The organism is Atopobium sp. ICM42b (assembly GCA_000564995.1).
Classification (GTDB): Bacteria; Actinomycetota; Coriobacteriia; order Coriobacteriales; family Atopobiaceae; genus Lancefieldella.
In genome coordinates this window covers 56,924-72,557 of sequence record JDFH01000002.1, presented here as the reverse complement: position 1 = coordinate 72,557, position 15,634 = coordinate 56,924, and the positions used below count along the sequence as shown (strand labels likewise).

Annotated in this window: 15 protein-coding genes; 13 read left to right on the top strand and 2 right to left on the bottom strand. The window is 47.8% G+C overall.

Annotated features, from left to right (window positions below; all coding sequences use genetic code 11):
• Positions 1-58 precede the first annotated feature (58 nt).
• From truA to HMPREF1493_RS00360, 3 genes are all read left to right on the top strand, one after another.
• Positions 59-955: a tRNA pseudouridine(38-40) synthase TruA gene (gene truA / locus HMPREF1493_RS00370; protein WP_035426919.1), complete on the top strand. Its 897-nt coding sequence runs from the start codon at positions 59-61 to the stop codon at positions 953-955.
• A 198-nt stretch (positions 956-1,153) separates the two neighbouring features.
• Positions 1,154-1,894, top strand: coding sequence for a hypothetical protein (locus tag HMPREF1493_RS00365; protein ID WP_035426918.1), 741 nt, complete (start codon positions 1,154-1,156; stop codon positions 1,892-1,894).
• Positions 1,895-2,066: 172 nt separating this feature from the next.
• Positions 2,067-3,107: a glycosyltransferase family 2 protein gene (locus HMPREF1493_RS00360; RefSeq protein WP_035426917.1), complete on the top strand. Its 1,041-nt coding sequence runs from the start codon at positions 2,067-2,069 to the stop codon at positions 3,105-3,107.
• 107 nt (positions 3,108-3,214) lie between these two features.
• Here the strand turns inward: HMPREF1493_RS00360 and HMPREF1493_RS00355 are convergent, their stop codons facing one another.
• Positions 3,215-4,381: a glycosyltransferase family 2 protein gene (locus HMPREF1493_RS00355; RefSeq protein ID WP_035426916.1), complete on the bottom strand. Its 1,167-nt coding sequence runs from the start codon at positions 4,379-4,381 to the stop codon at positions 3,215-3,217.
• A gap of 73 nt (positions 4,382-4,454) precedes the next feature.
• Here HMPREF1493_RS00355 and HMPREF1493_RS00350 point away from each other — a divergent pair, with 73 nt between their 5' ends.
• From HMPREF1493_RS00350 to nrdG, 3 genes are all read left to right on the top strand, one after another.
• Positions 4,455-5,444 (top strand): glycosyltransferase, encoded by a 990-nt coding sequence (locus HMPREF1493_RS00350; RefSeq protein WP_035426915.1) that lies wholly within the window; start codon positions 4,455-4,457, stop codon positions 5,442-5,444.
• Positions 5,445-5,867: 423 nt separating this feature from the next.
• A complete protein-coding gene (nrdD, locus tag HMPREF1493_RS00345; protein ID WP_035426914.1) occupies positions 5,868-8,090 on the top strand; it encodes an anaerobic ribonucleoside-triphosphate reductase in 2,223 nt (740 codons plus the stop codon).
• Between the two features lie 113 nt (positions 8,091-8,203).
• Positions 8,204-8,746, top strand: coding sequence for an anaerobic ribonucleoside-triphosphate reductase activating protein (gene nrdG, locus HMPREF1493_RS00340; protein WP_035426913.1), 543 nt, complete (start codon positions 8,204-8,206; stop codon positions 8,744-8,746).
• A gap of 69 nt (positions 8,747-8,815) precedes the next feature.
• On the opposite strand, the gene HMPREF1493_RS00335 is transcribed toward nrdG, so the two are convergent.
• On the bottom strand, positions 8,816-9,763 hold the full coding sequence (locus tag HMPREF1493_RS00335; protein WP_035426912.1) for a DMT family transporter: 948 nt from the start codon (positions 9,761-9,763) through the stop codon (positions 8,816-8,818).
• Positions 9,764-9,964: 201 nt separating this feature from the next.
• Here HMPREF1493_RS00335 and HMPREF1493_RS00330 point away from each other — a divergent pair, with 201 nt between their 5' ends.
• The 7 genes from HMPREF1493_RS00330 to HMPREF1493_RS07070 all read left to right on the top strand — a co-directional run bounded on the left by HMPREF1493_RS00330 (position 9,965) and on the right by HMPREF1493_RS07070 (position 15,584).
• Positions 9,965-10,849 carry a DegV family protein gene (locus tag HMPREF1493_RS00330; RefSeq protein ID WP_035426911.1) on the top strand — a complete coding sequence of 295 codons (885 nt, stop codon included), beginning with the start codon at positions 9,965-9,967 and terminating at the stop codon, positions 10,847-10,849.
• Between the two features lie 35 nt (positions 10,850-10,884).
• Entirely contained in the window at positions 10,885-12,078 is a 1,194-nt protein-coding gene (locus HMPREF1493_RS00325; RefSeq protein WP_035426910.1) for an iron-containing alcohol dehydrogenase, read from the top strand.
• Positions 12,079-12,171: 93 nt separating this feature from the next.
• Positions 12,172-12,630, top strand: coding sequence for a PTS sugar transporter subunit IIA (locus HMPREF1493_RS00320; RefSeq protein WP_035426909.1), 459 nt, complete (start codon positions 12,172-12,174; stop codon positions 12,628-12,630).
• A 150-nt stretch (positions 12,631-12,780) separates the two neighbouring features.
• The gene (locus HMPREF1493_RS00315) at positions 12,781-13,353 is read left to right on the top strand and encodes a DJ-1 family glyoxalase III (protein WP_035426908.1); all 573 of its coding nucleotides are present in this window, start codon (positions 12,781-12,783) and stop codon (positions 13,351-13,353) included.
• 3 nt (positions 13,354-13,356) lie between these two features.
• Positions 13,357-14,700 carry a Y-family DNA polymerase gene (locus HMPREF1493_RS00310; protein WP_035426907.1) on the top strand — a complete coding sequence of 448 codons (1,344 nt, stop codon included), beginning with the start codon at positions 13,357-13,359 and terminating at the stop codon, positions 14,698-14,700.
• Positions 14,675-14,911: a hypothetical protein gene (locus tag HMPREF1493_RS00305; RefSeq protein ID WP_156921365.1), complete on the top strand. Its 237-nt coding sequence runs from the start codon at positions 14,675-14,677 to the stop codon at positions 14,909-14,911. Before HMPREF1493_RS00310 ends, HMPREF1493_RS00305 begins: the two co-directional genes overlap by 26 nt.
• Positions 14,912-14,960: 49 nt before the next feature.
• The gene (locus HMPREF1493_RS07070) at positions 14,961-15,584 is read left to right on the top strand and encodes a hypothetical protein (RefSeq protein WP_035426905.1); all 624 of its coding nucleotides are present in this window, start codon (positions 14,961-14,963) and stop codon (positions 15,582-15,584) included.
• The last annotated feature ends 50 nt before the right edge of the window (positions 15,585-15,634 follow it).

Below are 15,634 nucleotides of genomic sequence, written 5' to 3'. Positions count from 1 at the left end.
CAACTTTGAGCCTACGATACAATCACTCTAGTGGGCACAAGTCATTTCAGGGAGCTTCATGAACTCAGAAACATCACAAAATATTGCATCAAATTGCAGTTTTGATGCATGCGAGGAGTCTTCGGCTGAGCCTTCAGCTCCTGAGACTCTCGCTGAAGCTCCTTCTGAGCCTGAAGCTACGCTTGTTATCCAGCTGGGCTACCGCGGCGCTGCATTCTGCGGCTTTGCCGAGCAGCCAACCCAGCGCACCGTGGCAGGAGACCTTCGTCGCGCGCTTCAGACCGTTTTGCGCAGAGAGGTCGAGCTCACCTGCGCGGGCAGAACCGACGCCGGCGTGCACGCCCAGGCTCAGTACGTGAGCCTTCCCGTATACGGCGCTGAGCTGGCGCTGTCTGGCGAGAAACTCGTCCGCTCGCTCACCGCTCTGACCGACGATGACATCTCTATCCGACAACTCTTCCGCGCCCCACAGGGTTTCTCGGCACGCTTTGATGCCCAGGCTCGCTCGTACCGCTATCGCATTTGTGCAGATAGCGCTCGTCCCGTGCTGGGCTGGGACCACGTGTGGTGGTACAACGGTCACTTGGATGCAGAGCTTATGGACAAGGCGGCGCAGGCGCTGGTGGGAGAGCACGATTTCAAGAGCTTCTGCAAGGCAATTTCTGCCGAGGGCAAGCCAACGCATCGTTTTGTGGAGCGCCTTACCGTTGAAGAAATTGAAGAGGCTGGCGAGAAACTCATTGCAGTTGATATTACGGGTAACGCCTTCTTGCATAACATGGTGCGCACGATTGTGGGCACACTGGTTGAGATTGGCCGAGGTCACAGGCCTGTTGAGTGGATCGACGAGGTTCTAGCTGCTCAGAATAGAATTGCTGCTGGCAGTTGTGCACCTGCTCAGGGCCTCACGTTTGAGAGCGTTCGCTATCCAGAGGGTGTTTTGCAACCCTGGTAGCGCTTTCGGTTCCTTGATTGCGTCGTAGTTTCTGTGTGCCAATCCAGCTCCATCGGTCTTCTCGCGCCGTTTACGAAGTCTTTTCTACCACTTGTATTGTGTGCGGTGGTTTCCCTCGCAAAGAAATAGCATCATAGAAGAGAGCGTCTTTTTTAGGAGCTCTTGCAGAACTGATGAACAGTGAGGCAGGGAGCCGCTATGTTTAGGAAAAGAGAAAGATTCGAGCGCAGTGATGTTCCGCGTGAGAATCCCTATACCAACGTGATTGGCCTTGCCGTAATTGCCATTGTTGCAGTTCTTGTAGGCATTGTTGTTGTAACTCTTTGGGATCGCGCGCAGCTTGAGTCTCACTTGGGAGATCATGGGCTTAACAAGGCTGTAAAGAGCCAAAGTGTTTCAGGCAATCCGGATGGCACTACACAATCTGATGATGACTTTCTTACCTATGCCGTTATCAGCACAAATTCGCTTAAGGCAGGGGAGTCGACGCTTCAGTCTGTACGGCTTTTGGTCATTGATCGCACGCAGGGAACCGGCCATATAGTGTCTATTCCTACTGATGTGTATGCAGAAGTAGACTCAAACGCTAAAACACTGGCAGATATTTACAAAGATGACGGTCAGATCGCTTTTGTTAGCGCACTTGCTTCTGTCACCAACATTAAGATTACACACGTTATCATTGCCACAGATGATGTGTGGGAGAAAATCTCGGCACTTTCTGGTTCGGGCGCTCGTTCACTGGTAAGCAATGCTTCTAGTTTGTTGTCTTCAATGATTACCGATATGAAGCCCAATCAGCTTCTTGAGCTTGTAGAGATTGTGCAGCCAATTGGCGTGTCTAATCTTGAGCATGATGAAGCTCCTGTTGTTGAAGGTTCAAGTGGCACTACCGTTGACCCTACGGCCTTAGGAAAGCTTGTTGGTATGCTCGTATAGACGTTATGGGCGTTGTGTGTAGCGCCGCTCCTACAAAACAGGTCAGATGTCCACATAACAGCAGTTAAACACGATATGTGGAGAGATTTTGATAGAATAAAAATGTCTTTTTAATTCACTTTTTATGGGTAAACTGGTATCTAAAATTTAGGACCAGTTTGGGGGATGTGGAATGCACGAGCGCTCATACAATCCACATATGATTTCGGTTCTCATGGCCGCTGATAATGATGCTGATGCTATTAGAACGGTAATTAGGCAACTTCAAGAGCAGACATACCCTCATTGGGAGCTCATCATCGTTGACAATAGCTCCGATCCCCAGATTGCTCGCATGTTAGATAACCTTGCCAATCAAGAGCCTCGTCTAGATGTCTTGTGCCAATCGGGCATTAGCCATTTTGTTGCACTTGAGATTGCTCAGGGTCGTGCTCGCGGAGCCTATACGCTTACCACTGAGCCTTCTTATAGGTTTAACTCCCACCTTTTGCAGGAGCTTTATTCTGCAGCTACCGCTTTGGGTCCTGTTGGTTCACCTAAAGCGGCTGATATTGTTATTGCGCATATGAAAACTGCCAATTCACCTATGGAATGCAAAAAGGTTTTTGGCTCAAAAGCTTCTTCATTGTTGCAGGTATTTGAGGAGTCGCAGCTTCCTTATTTGACGTCTATGAGCGGAAAGCTGTGTTCAACGCGTATTCTGACCGAGATTAAGCATGAGCCAGAGACTGATGGCGAGTGCAATTTTGTTGGCTACTGTTTTGAGATTGCAAAACATGTTACGTACGCCCCAGAAGCAATTTTTGTTGATGTACCAGCGGAATCTTCTGAGGAAGAAAAAACTATTGCTGCTTCTATGGACAAGCTTACTCAGGAGCGTCAGGCGCTCATGGCCCTTGCCAAACATCTTGGCTTTGCAAACTCTAAAAAAGTTCAAAAGTTGATTAGCCGCTACCTGATTAGCAAACTTCTTATGAATATGTATCCTGTATTCAACGAAGAATCCCAGCTCAGCCATGAGGAAAAAGAAAACTTTATTGTCAAGATTCTTTCTAATCCTGTAGCGCACCTTATTGTCACTGAAGCAACTTCTCCGCGACTGGTAGCTCATGCCTTGCTTGGTGCTATTTTGTCTACTACAACACGAGCTCGTTATGCCTATGTACGCAGAGCCGTATGGTATGCACGTTTTATGCGCATTCCACTTGTATAAGCTGCAGCGATACATAAGCAGCATCAATATTTAAAGTGTGCGATTCTAGAGTAGCCTGGCGATTTGTGTTTAGAGCCAGTCTTTAGAGCCAGTCTTTAGGGCCAGTCTTAACGCCTGTCCATGAGCGCTTTAAACGTCTGTGCTATGCCGTCATTTTTGACACGGAAAAATCCCTCTTTGGCTAGATATGCATAGCGTGCAAACTTGTTATCTTTTGGCAGAGCAATACCTCTCACCTGCGCAAAGAAAGCTTTTCCAGAGCCTGAGATTGCTGGGTTTTCAAACACGCGCTTTGCGTCCATGCGCTCAAAGCTCTTGGCGAGAAGATCGTGCACTTCTGAGTCAGTCTCACCTGCAGCATCATGTTCTTCTCGCCAGGTAAGCGCGTCTTTTGTAAGCAGCGCGTAGTTGATGCCGCGTAGCGTGAGCGCGTTGAGTACCACGTCTGAGGTAATGTTGCGCTCGTCCACAACATCCATCATGTCGTTCCAGCGCTCAAGTGGGATTTTAGGCTGACGCTGCGCAAAGGTAGCGGCTTCTGCATAGCCATTCTCGCGATAGTTGTAGAGCGCAGAGTCTGCGTACACTATGCGAGCTCCGCAGCAATGCGAGGCAATGAGGAAGGGATTGTCCACCCAGCCTGCACCTGGGACTTCTTTGAAGTTGATGTGGTTTTGGGTCAAGAATTCCTTGCGATAGAGCGCCGTCCAAATGGCAGGATGGTGCAGCAGAAGCTGTGCCATTTGATCAATTGGACAAGGCTGCTGCTTGGGTTTGACGCGGCCCTTATATGCGCAGGGAACTCTGTACTCGGCAGCGCCGGCAGCAGCTCTAAACTGCGACTTTGCTCCTGCTCGACCATTTTTCTGATTGCCAAATACGCGCCAATAGGCAGAGCGGGCAATATCTACCTTGTCTTCTCCGCCGTTTGCCTGGATAAGATCAACAAGCTCTTGAACCATGGTTGGCTCAAGGTAATCGTCAGGCTCAACAATACCCACCCATGAGCCGTGAGCTGCGGCAATGCCACGATTGCACGTTGCTCCGTAACCCTCATTTTCTTTGTCGATGATGACAATGCGACCATCACGGGCAGCGTATGCTTCCAAAAGAGCTAGAGACGAGTCAGTTGAGCCATCGTTGAGGCAGATAATCTCCAGGTTTGTGTAGCTCTGTGATTGAATACTTGCCAGGCATTGCTCCAGATAGTCTGCAACGTTGTATATGGGCACAACAAGAGAAACCAAAGGTTGGTGGTTTTGAGCGTGACTCATCTAAACTCCTTTTGATTGCTGCTTTATACTATATAGGCATCAACTCACTCACGAAGTCACATTTTGAGGAAATATGAAGCGCACCGCCCTTGTCATAGTCACCTTTAAACGCCAGGAATTGCTTTCCAACCTGCTCAATTCCATTACGCAGCTCACGCAGGCTCCATGGCGCATCATTGTTGTGGACAACGAAAACTCCTCTGAGACAGCCTCTCTTGTGTCGGAGTTTTCGGAGAAGGTCAAAACCACGTGGGGAGAAACCACTGATGATCCCGACGCTCATGGTGGCACTAATCGCGTGTGTTACGTCCCTATGGAGCAAAACACTGGAGGCTCCGGCGGCTTCTCTGAGGGTGTGCGCGTAGGTTATGAGCTGGGTGCCGAGTGGTTCTGGGTTATGGACGATGACGTAGCTGTGCTGCCTGATGGTCTTGATAAGCTTGACGCATGGTCAGATAAGGCTGAGGTTATCCAAGGTCAGCGCTACGACTTTGATGGTGGTCCTTTCTTCTGGCAGTATCGCTTTAGCACCGCCCTGGGCATCTACAATCCGCTGGCAAAGGCTGGCTTTGACGGTGTGCCTTATCGCGAGTGCAATGTGATGTGCTTTGAGGGCGCCTGCTTTAAGCGCTCTGTAGTGCAGAAGATTGGTCTACCTGACGCGCGCTTCTTTATCTATTGGGATGACGCCTTATATGGCTATTTGGCCAGCAAGGTAACGCAGCCTATTTTGATTCCAGACTTTGTTCTTTCAAGATGTCGAGAAGTTCCTGGTCAGAGTATTGGTTCTGTGCGCCAGCTTAATTCAACCTCTGATATGACGCGCTATTACATCACACGTAACCGCGGCTATATTGCCCGTTACTTCCAGGTTCACGGTGATTACAACCCTGTGCTCTTTGGTGTTGGTACCGCTCTGACCTTTGCAAAAGAGATTATTCGACTCATTTTGGTAGACAGAGCGCACTTCTCGTCTGGCCTTTCTCGCCTTATAAAGGGCTGGAAGGATGCACGCCTTATCTATAAAGACGCAACCTGGCGCCCACAGCCTCCACTAGACTAGCCATCAAAGCCGGCATTTTGTGTCGGCTTTTTTAGTCCCCAAATGCTTAACACAAGTGAGCACTGAGGGACGAATTGTGGCGCATTTGTGAAAGGCGACGAATGCCTACTTACAAAAAATCGAATTATTTTATGACCATTAATAAATTTTGTAATTAGCGAAGTTTCTAGCTAATTTTCTACCTGCAGAGATATTGGCTGCCGCAACGTGTCAATACATAATTTTGTATTCGTGTGGAAATTTCACAATATATTGTTATAGTTCTCGAACCCAAACACTATAACTTGTGGCATAGTAGTTTCCATCACACAAGCGGGTTCCCAACTACTTCGCTTAGGCAAAAGCTTAGAAACCGCAGTGATAATCCAATTAAACACGCATGAAAGCGTTGCTTTCACCAACGTTTGTTCAAGGAGTTTGCACATGAAGATTATCAAGCGCAATGGCTCAGAGGTCACCTTCGAGGTTGAGAAGATTGTTAACGCAATTGCTAAGGCTAACGCAGAGGTCCCTGAGGATCAGCGCCTGACTGAGCGTGAGATTCAGTTTGCTTCTCTCAACGTTACCGATGAGTGCGAGAAGGCTGGACACACCGTCACCGTCGAGGAGGTCCAGGACCTTGTCGAGGATCAGCTCATGGCTCTTGACCGCTTTGAGGTTGCTCGTAAGTACATCATTTACCGCTACATCCAGAACCAGAAGCGTCACAAGAACACCACCGATGACAAGATTCTGTCTCTGATTGAGTGCAACAACGAGGAAGTCAAGCAGGAGAACTCCAACAAGAATCCTACTGTTGTTTCTGTTCAGCGTGACTACATGGCTGGTGAGGTTTCTAAGGACCTCGTTCAGCGTGAGCTTCTTCCAGAGGATATTGTTGCTGCTCACAACGAGGGTCTCATCCACTTCCACGATTCTGATTACTTTGCACAGCACATGCACAACTGTGACCTCATCAACCTTGATGACATGCTGCAGAACGGCACTGTTATCTCTGGTACTCTGATTGAGCGTCCACACAGCTTCTCCACTGCATGCAACATTGCAACTCAGATCATTGCTCAGGTAGCATCCTGCCAGTACGGTGGTCAGTCCATCTCCTTGGCTCACCTTGCTCCTTTTGTTGATGTCTCTCGTAAGAAGATTCGCAAGACCGTTATGGAGGAGATGAACTCCGTCGGTGTTGAGCTCTCTGCTGAGCAGCTCAACGAGATGGTTGAGAAGCGCCTTCGCGATGAGGTTTCTCGTGGTGTTCAGACCATTCAGTACCAGGTTGTCACTTTGATGACCACCAACGGCCAGGCTCCTTTCATTACCGTCTTTATGTACCTCAACGAGGCAAAGAATGAGCAGGAGAAGCAGGACCTTGCACTCATCATTGAGGAGATGCTCCGTCAGCGTTACCAGGGCGTAAAGAACGAGGAGGGTGTCTGGATTACTCCTGCATTCCCTAAGCTCATTTACGTTCTTGAAGAGGACAACGTTTACGAGGATTCCAAGTACTACTACCTCACTCAGATGGCTGCAAAGTGCACCGCTCGCCGCCTTGTTCCTGACTACATCTCTGAGAAGAAGATGAAGGAGTACAAGCTTTCTAAGGGCGAGAAGGAAGGCGAGGGCGATACCTTCACTTGCATGGGCTGCCGTTCCTTCCTGACTCCAGACCGTTCTGGTAATGGCTTCGACAACGTTGCTCGCGCAAAGAACTATGAGCCAAACAAGCCTAAGTATTACGGCCGCTTCAACCAGGGTGTTGTAACCATCAACCTTCCTGACGTTGCTCTTTCTGCTGGTCGCGATATGGACAAGTTCTGGAAGATCTTTGATGAGCGTCTTGAGCTTTGCCACCGTGCACTCCGTGCTCGTCACGATCGCCTGAAGGGCACCCTGTCCGATGCTGCTCCTATCCTTTGGCAGTACGGCGCACTTGCTCGCCTGGACAAGGGTGAGGTTATCGATCCTTTGCTTTACGGCGGATATTCCACTATCTCCCTTGGTTATGCAGGCCTATACGAGTGCGTTAAGGCTATGACTGGTCACAGCCACACTGACAAAGAGGCAACTCCATTTGCACTCCAGGTTATGCAGCACATGAACGATAAGTGCACCGAGTGGAAGGAAGCAGAGGATATCGATTACTCCCTCTACGGAACTCCTCTTGAGTCCACTACCTACAAGTTTGCTAAGGCACTTCAGCGTCGCTTTGGTGTTATCCCAGGCATTACCGACAAGGGCTACATCACCAACAGCTACCACGTCCACGTTGCAGAAGAGATTGACGCATTCCAGAAGCTCCAGTTTGAGTCTGAGTTCCAGCGTCTTTCCCCAGGTGGAGCAATCTCTTACGTTGAGGTTCCTAACATGCAGGACAACATCGAGGCTGTTCTCAGCGTCATGCAGTTCATCTATGACCACATCATGTATGCAGAGCTCAACACCAAGTCTGACTTCTGCCAGGAGTGCGGTTATGACGGTGAGATTCATATTGTCGAGGAGGACGGTAAGCTGGTTTGGGAGTGCCCACACTGCGGCAACCGTGACCAGACCAAGATGAATGTTGCTCGTCGTACCTGCGGCTACATTGGTACCCAGTTCTGGAACCAGGGCCGTACCCAGGAGATCAAGGACCGCGTCCTTCACCTCTAAGATTTATGTGCTAGACAAACGAGCAGAAGAGCGCCTTGGCCCTTCTGCTCGTTTTTATTATCTCTATCAGGTAACATCCACAATATGTGGAAGTTACCCATCAAAGGTTATGTATGAACTATTCAAATATTAAGTTTTCAGATATTGCAAATGGTGTTGGCGTAAGAACAACTCTGTTTGTTTCAGGCTGCCGTCTGCACTGTGAAGGCTGCTTTAATTACGAGGCGTGGGACTTCAAGAGCGGCGGAGAGTTTACTCCAGAAGTTGAGCAAGAGATTATTGACTCTCTTGCACCTGTCTATATCAACGGTCTTTCCATCCTTGGTGGAGAGCCTTTTGAGCCGGAAAACCAAGAAGGTCTTGTTGAGTTTGTCGAGAAGGTCAGAGCTACCTATCCACAAAAGAGCATTTGGATGTATTCGGGTCACACCTGGGATCAGCTGACCGAGGGAAAGTGGCACACAGAGTACACTGATCGCATTCTGTCTTGTATTGATGTTCTGGTAGATGGTCCATGGGTTCAGAGTCTTCACGATATTACGCTGCGCTTTAGAGGCTCTTCCAACCAGCGTCTTATTGATGTCCCTAAAACACTGGCCTCAGGAGAGGTTACCCTTTGGTCCGACGGACCAATGCTGAGCTCTCGAGAGATGTAAAAGCTGCTTATCGCATTAAAAAGCCCGCGTCTGCGGGCTTTTTCTTAAGTACATTTTATGGAGTGAGCCTTAGCTTTCTGAAGGGGTTTGGGGCTCTGCGGGTTTCTCGCCAAGCTCGCTGATAAAGATTGCAACAAAGATAACAATAAAGCCAAGGAAGATTGTGGGGGTAATAACCTCAGCAAGGAAGATCACGCCAAAAACTGCTGCAAAAATACTGTCCAGAGAAATTATTAGTGAGGCCTGAACAGGAGTAACTGACTTCTGTGCGCGGTTCTGCAAAACACCAGTCAGTGCGGTTGCAATAAGAGTGATGTAGGCGAGGGCAACCCAGGCATTTATGGGCAGTGCTGCAAAATTGGGAACCGTTTCAAAGCAAAGCGCGTAGGCAAGGCAGGGAAGGGCGCTCACGCCAAGCTGCACCACCGTAAGTGTGATGATGTCGTATTTGTGAGCAAGCTCGGCAGTAAGCACAAAAACGAAGGCAAAAATAATGGCTGAGAGCAATGTCATCTGCTCGCCCAAGCCAAACGAGAACGAAAAATCAGTGCCCAGTGAGATAAGACCAATGCCAGCTACGCATAAAAAGGCTGCAAAAATACTGGTTCCATGAGGTTTTTTCTTTGCAATGAGCCAGTTTACAAACGGAATCATCGCGCAATAAATTGATGCAATAAAAGCGGCTTTACCTGCAGTGGTATAAGCAAGAGCTCCATTTTGGAAAAGATATCCTAAACCGTTAAGAACGCCTAAAAGCACGCCGTATTTGATATGTGTGGCATCCAAGTGTTCTTTAAGGTTTTTTCTAAAGATGATGGCAACAATACCTACGGCAAAGACAAAACGTAAGGTCATAAGCCAAGCTGCCGAGATGTAACTAATTGCATCTTTGATAACGACAAAAGATCCGCCCCAGATAAGTGCGCAGACAAGAAGAGCAAACTTCCATACAAGCGTAGAAGAAGTATCTAGTGTGAGTCTGGAAGAGTTTCTAGTAGAAAGATCTGATAATGCCACGCGCTATCCATTCCCGTCGAAGATAAAAGTTAAGGTATAGGTAGTGTTCTGAGAAAATCAAACGCGTGCAAGTATACGTGATTTTGCACTTGGAACGCCCCACAAGCAGCATAAAAATGAGATTAGAAGTATACTCACATCTGCAAGAAAAATAAGTGTGTGCGATTGTTTTATGCAAGAAGATATTTCAAGGAGACTTGTATGTCCAACTACGTTTTGACCTGTTGTTCTACGGCCGATGTAAGTGAGAAGTACCTTCAGTCACGAGATGTGAAATACGTATATTTCAACTACGAACTTGATGGTGTTCAGTGCAAGGATGACTTTGGTCGCACTAATGCACCAGCTGATCTCTTTAAAAAGATGCTTGCAGGTGCTGAGTGCCGCACTTCACAGGTATCAATTGGTGAGTACATGGCCTTCTGGCGTCCTTTCCTGGAAGAGGGCAAAGATGTTCTTCATGTTTCGTTGAGTTCGGGCGTTTCTGGAACATACGAGTCTGCTTGCCAGGCAAAGGTAGAGATTGAGCAGGAGTTCCCTGACAGAAAGATTGAGGTTGTTGACTCTCTGCAGGCATCTTCTGGTTATGGTCTCTTGGTAGATGGTCTTGCCGATAAACGCGATGAAGGCCTGTCTTTTGACGAGGCAGTTGCATGGGCTAAAGAAGCACGTCATCGTGTGTATGGCTGGTTCTTCTCTACAGATTTGACCTTCTTTGTTCGCGGCGGTCGCATTTCTAAGACAGCTGGCCTGCTTGGCGGCATGCTTAACATTTGTCCTGTTATGGATGTCGAGGCCGACGGCTCTTTGGCTGTTAAAGAGAAGGCACGTGGCAAAAAGAAGGCAACTGCTCGCGTTGTTGAGATTATGACTCAGACTGCTGAGCGGGGAAACGCTTATGCGCGTAAGGTGTTTATCTCTAACTCCGAGTGCGCTTCTGATGCTCAGGCTGTTAAAGAGCTTATTCAAGAAAAACTTCCTCAGACAGGCGATATCAACATCTTTACTATTGGTGCAACAATTGGTGTTCATACTGGTCCTGGAACTGTTGCAACATTCTGGTGGGGAGAAGAGCCTCGCGCTTAAGATGTTGCTCGAGTAGGTAAGAAAGGTCTTTAGTTATGGTTAATTTTGAGTACGTTGTACCTACTCAGGTGGTTTTTGGAAAAGATACTCAACTTCGTGCGGCAGAGCTTATCTCTGCTCACAGAGGCAACAAGGTGCTGGTGCATTTTGGTGGCAATCATGTGGTAAAGAGCGGCTTGCTTGACCAGATTCACCAGCTTTTAAGCGATGCTGGAATTGCTTATGTCGACTGTGGTGGAGTTGTTCCTAACCCTCGTTTAGAGCTTGCAGAAGAAGCTGTAGGGCTGGGTAAACGCGAGGGTGTTGACTTCATTTTGGCTATTGGCGGCGGATCTGTCATGGATTCCGCTAAGGCTATTGCATATGGCTTAGCCAATGACGTCTCTCTTGAAGACCTCTATTTGCATAAGGTTAGTGTTTCAAAGGCAGCTCCTATTGGTGTCATTTCTACTATCGCAGGAACTGGCTCTGAGACCTCAGATTCTTCTGTCATGAACATTACGCTGGCCGACGGTCACGTGCTTAAACGTTCTTATCACCATCAGAGCGGTCGTCCTTGTTTTGCCATCATGAATCCAGAGCTCACCTATTCTGTAAGCGCTTATCAGACGGCGTCAACAGGCGCAGATATCATGATGCACACCATGGAGCGCTACTTTACGCTCGAGAAGGACGTGGCACTCACCGACGAGCTTGCCGAGGGACTCTTGCGTACCGTAAAAGAAGCTGTTCTGGTTGCTGTCAAAGAACCAGAGAACTACGCTGCACGAGCAGATTTGCTCTGGGCCTCGTCGCTTTCTCACTGCGGACTTACCGGAACCGGTCGCGTGAGTGATTTTGCTTCTCACGCAATTGAACATGAGCTCAGTGCAAAGTACGACGTAGCTCACGGTGCTGGCCTCACGGCTATTTGGGCAAGTTGGGCAAAATACGTTATGAGTCAAGATCCAGAGCGCTTTGCACAGTTTGCCGTCAATGTTTTTGGAGTTCAAAACAACTTCCACAACGCAACAGCTACAGGCCTTGCAGGAATTGAAGCTTGGAACCAGTGGTGTCATGCAATTGGTATGCCAACCTCCCTTGCAGAGCTTGGAGTTGCCCCTTCTGAAGAGGATATTCTTCAGATGGCTGAGGGCACTATTGACGCTCGCGGCGGAGATCATGCAGGTAACTTTATGCAGCTTAAAACAGCAGATGTTCAACAGATTTTGAGGATGGCTCTAAAGTAAAGTTTCTCAAGGTAAATTTTGTTTCATTGCGGGTATTATTACTACATACGAAGTTACTGAGCCACAAAGCTCAAACATACGGAAGGAAGATTCATGAGCGGTTTTGTTAAAGCAGACAACGTTTTTGTTAATCAGAACGCAGCGAGCCGTAATGATGTCCTGCGTTTTATTGCCAATAAGGCTCAGGAGGCTGGCGTAACTGATAATGCAGACGCTGTTTACAATGCTTTCCTAGCTCGAGAGGAAATGGGCGAGACCGGCATGACTGACGGCTTTGCAGTTCCTCACGCAAAAGATGCTGCCATCAAGGATGCAGCTGTCTTTGTCTTCAAGAACAACGCCCCTCTTGAGTGGCCTTCTTTTGACGAGAAACCCGTTGATGTTGCTATTGCACTGCTTGTTCCAGATGGAGAGGCTGGCACCACTCACATCAAGCTTCTTTCTAAGACCGCTGTTCTTCTGATGAGAGATGAGTTTAAGTCTTTGCTCCGTGGTTCTAATGATCAGGAAGTTATTGCTCAGGCTATTAACGAGGGCATTAGCGAGGAGTAGGGTTTCTCGCCAGGCTATAGGGGGCTTGAAGGGTACTTTCTGTAACAGTTTAACTGGGTAAAATTTTGGACACTCAAGCACAAACTTGAGTGTCCTTTTTTGTGTAAAAAGGCGTACACTTGTACTAGTTTTAGTCGAGAAGGGAGTCAGATGTTTACACCATGTACTGACAAGCGCGTTGCTGTCTTTTTTGCTGATGGTTGTGAAGAGATTGAGGGACTGAGCGTTGTTGACGTCCTGTATCGTGCAGGTGTTCCCTGTGACAAAGTGTCTATATCTGATTCTTTGAGCGTGACTTCTTCTCACCAGGTTACTTTTTTAACAGACAAGCTGCTCAGTCAGGTCTCGTTTGATGATTACAGCATGTTGGTGCTTCCTGGTGGTCTTCCCGGAACCACTAATCTTGAGGCTTGTGAGCCACTTATGCAGGCAGTTGATGCGTTTGCCGCAGATGGTCGTGCGCTTGCTGCAATTTGTGCAGCTCCTTCAATTTATGCAAAGCGTGGATTACTTACGGGTAAGAAGGCTACGTCTAATCCAGGTTTCCAGCATTTTCTCTCAGAGAATGGCGCCAATCTTTCGCAAGATGCGGTTTGTGTTGATGGCTCTTTCATTACCAGCCAAGGTGCAGGAACCGCTCTTAAGTTTGGCCTAGAGATTGTCCGTTATCTTGTAGGCAATGACGTGGCAGAAAAAGTTTCTCAAGGTATTGTGCTTATCTAAGCCATGACACCTTCTCAAAAACAGTACCTGGTCATTGATTTAAAGAGTTTCTACGCATCGGTTGAATGTGTTGAGCGAGGTCTTGATCCCATGAAGGCCAAGCTTGTTGTGGCAGATCTTACCAGGACAGAAAAGACAATTTGTTTGGCGGTTTCACCGGCGCTTCGTGCGTTGGGTGTTCCTGGGCGTTGTCGCGTTTTTGAGATTCCCAAAAACCTTACTTACGAGGTAGCACCTCCTCGCATGGCTTTGTATGTGGAGCGCTCTGCAGACGTTTATTCGGTGTACCTCAAATACATTGCCCCAGAAGACATCCACGTTTACTCCATTGACGAGGCATTTATCGATGTAACACCGTACTTATCGCTTTACGGATGCACAGCAAGAGAGCTAGGCGAGAAGATCCGTGCAGACGTAGCAAAAACTACTGGTATCCCTGCTACTTGTGGTTTGGGCCCAAATTTGTATCTGGCAAAAATTGCGCTTGATATTACGGCAAAGCACAGCCCAAATTTCTTTGGTGAGCTTGATGAAGAGTCGTACAAACTTAAACTTTGGAACCATAAACCTTTGACTGATTTTTGGCATATTGGTGCAGGTATTCAAAAGCGTCTTGCGGCAATGAATATTCACACCATGGGGCAGCTTGCCATGGCTCCTACGGAACCTCTATATAAAGAATTTGGCGTTGATGCAGAAATTCTTATTGATCATGCATGGGGCATTGAGCCAACTACCATTGCAGATATTAAGTCCTATAAGTCTCAAAGCCATTCAGTTTCAACAGCACAGGTCTTTGATCACAACAGAGATACAGAAGGTGCACGCCTCATCTTTAAAGAGATGGTCGAGGCGTTGACGTTAGAGCTTGTAACGCAAAAGCTGGTTTGCTCTTCTATTGGTATCTATATTGGCTACTCGGCAACAGAGAGCCAGATGGAAGAGCTGAGGCAAACAGGAGATTATAGAAGTTGGAGAAGACATATTCCCTCCAGTAGTGGCACTAAGAAGCTCTCTTACCCCACTAACTCTAGAGATGAGCTTATGGCAGAGGTTTTGTCTTTCTTTGACGAGCGAGTAATACCTTCAGAAAGCGTGCATCGCGTTGGCCTTACCTTTGGAAACACTCAAGAAGAAACGGGCTCAGGTATTCAGACATCGCTTTTCCAGGACAATACCGTTTTAGAGAAAGAGCGCCAGCGCCAAGACACTATCAACGCCATAAAGAAGAAGTTTGGAAAGAACTCTTTGCTCAAAGCTATGGACCTACTTCCCGAAGCAACTGCACGGCAGAGAAATGCTCAGATTGGAGGACACCGTAGTGGAGAAGAAACCAATGAAGCCTAGACAGGGTTTCTCGCCAGCGGAAGATAGTGCAAAAGAGGACGTGTTTGCAGCACAGATGCACTACGGACACCCCCGCATGTCACGAGCAAACAGGGCAAAAATATTCATGCCCTTTGATGCATTGAAGGGTTTAAGAGAGGCTTTAGCAGAAAGAGAACAAGAAGCTCAAGACCATATAAAAGACTTTCATGACTTACCGCACTGGTCATAGGTTTATACGATAAAATAGACAGGTCGTATAAAGAAATCGAGGAGGTTTCATGAACCCCAAAGCAAAAATTGCCATCCCAGCAATTGCGGCTCTCATTTTTATCGTCATTGATTTTGTTGCACCTGTTCAGTATCTCAGCTATTTCCACACGGTATTTAACTTTGCAACTCGTCAGACAAGCCCTATCTCTCTGATACTTGCACGTATTACCTACATTATTTTCCTGAGCTACCTTTTTGCTGCAGTTTCAAATCTTTTGAGGGGCTTCCGTCCTCGTCTTAGATGGGGTCTTTCCATTCTCTCTGTAGTTGGTTTAACTTCCGCACTTACAGAGCTCTCTGTGATGATTTCTATCAGCCAGGCAGTGAACTTCACCACCCTTATTCTTAACATCATGATTGTTGCCTTCCTGCTCCTTACCGCTCTTCTTGCGCTTCTCATTTGGGTTCGTGCCAAGAAAGAGTTTGACCAGCGTCAGGCTGATCTTGAGGAGGAAGAGGTTGTTGTTGCTCCAATGCCTCTTGCTACTGAGGGCGCAGAGGTTGCTCCTGTTGTCCCTGTAACTACAGAGGCTACAGCAGCACCTGCTCCAGAAGCAACCGTCACAACCGTCGCACCAGAGGCTCCTGCAGCTCCAGAAGCTCCTGCGGCACCAGAGGCTCCACAGGAGTAGCTCCTCACGCACACCTCCTCTTGTTCAGGAGAATTTTTCTCATAGGAGAA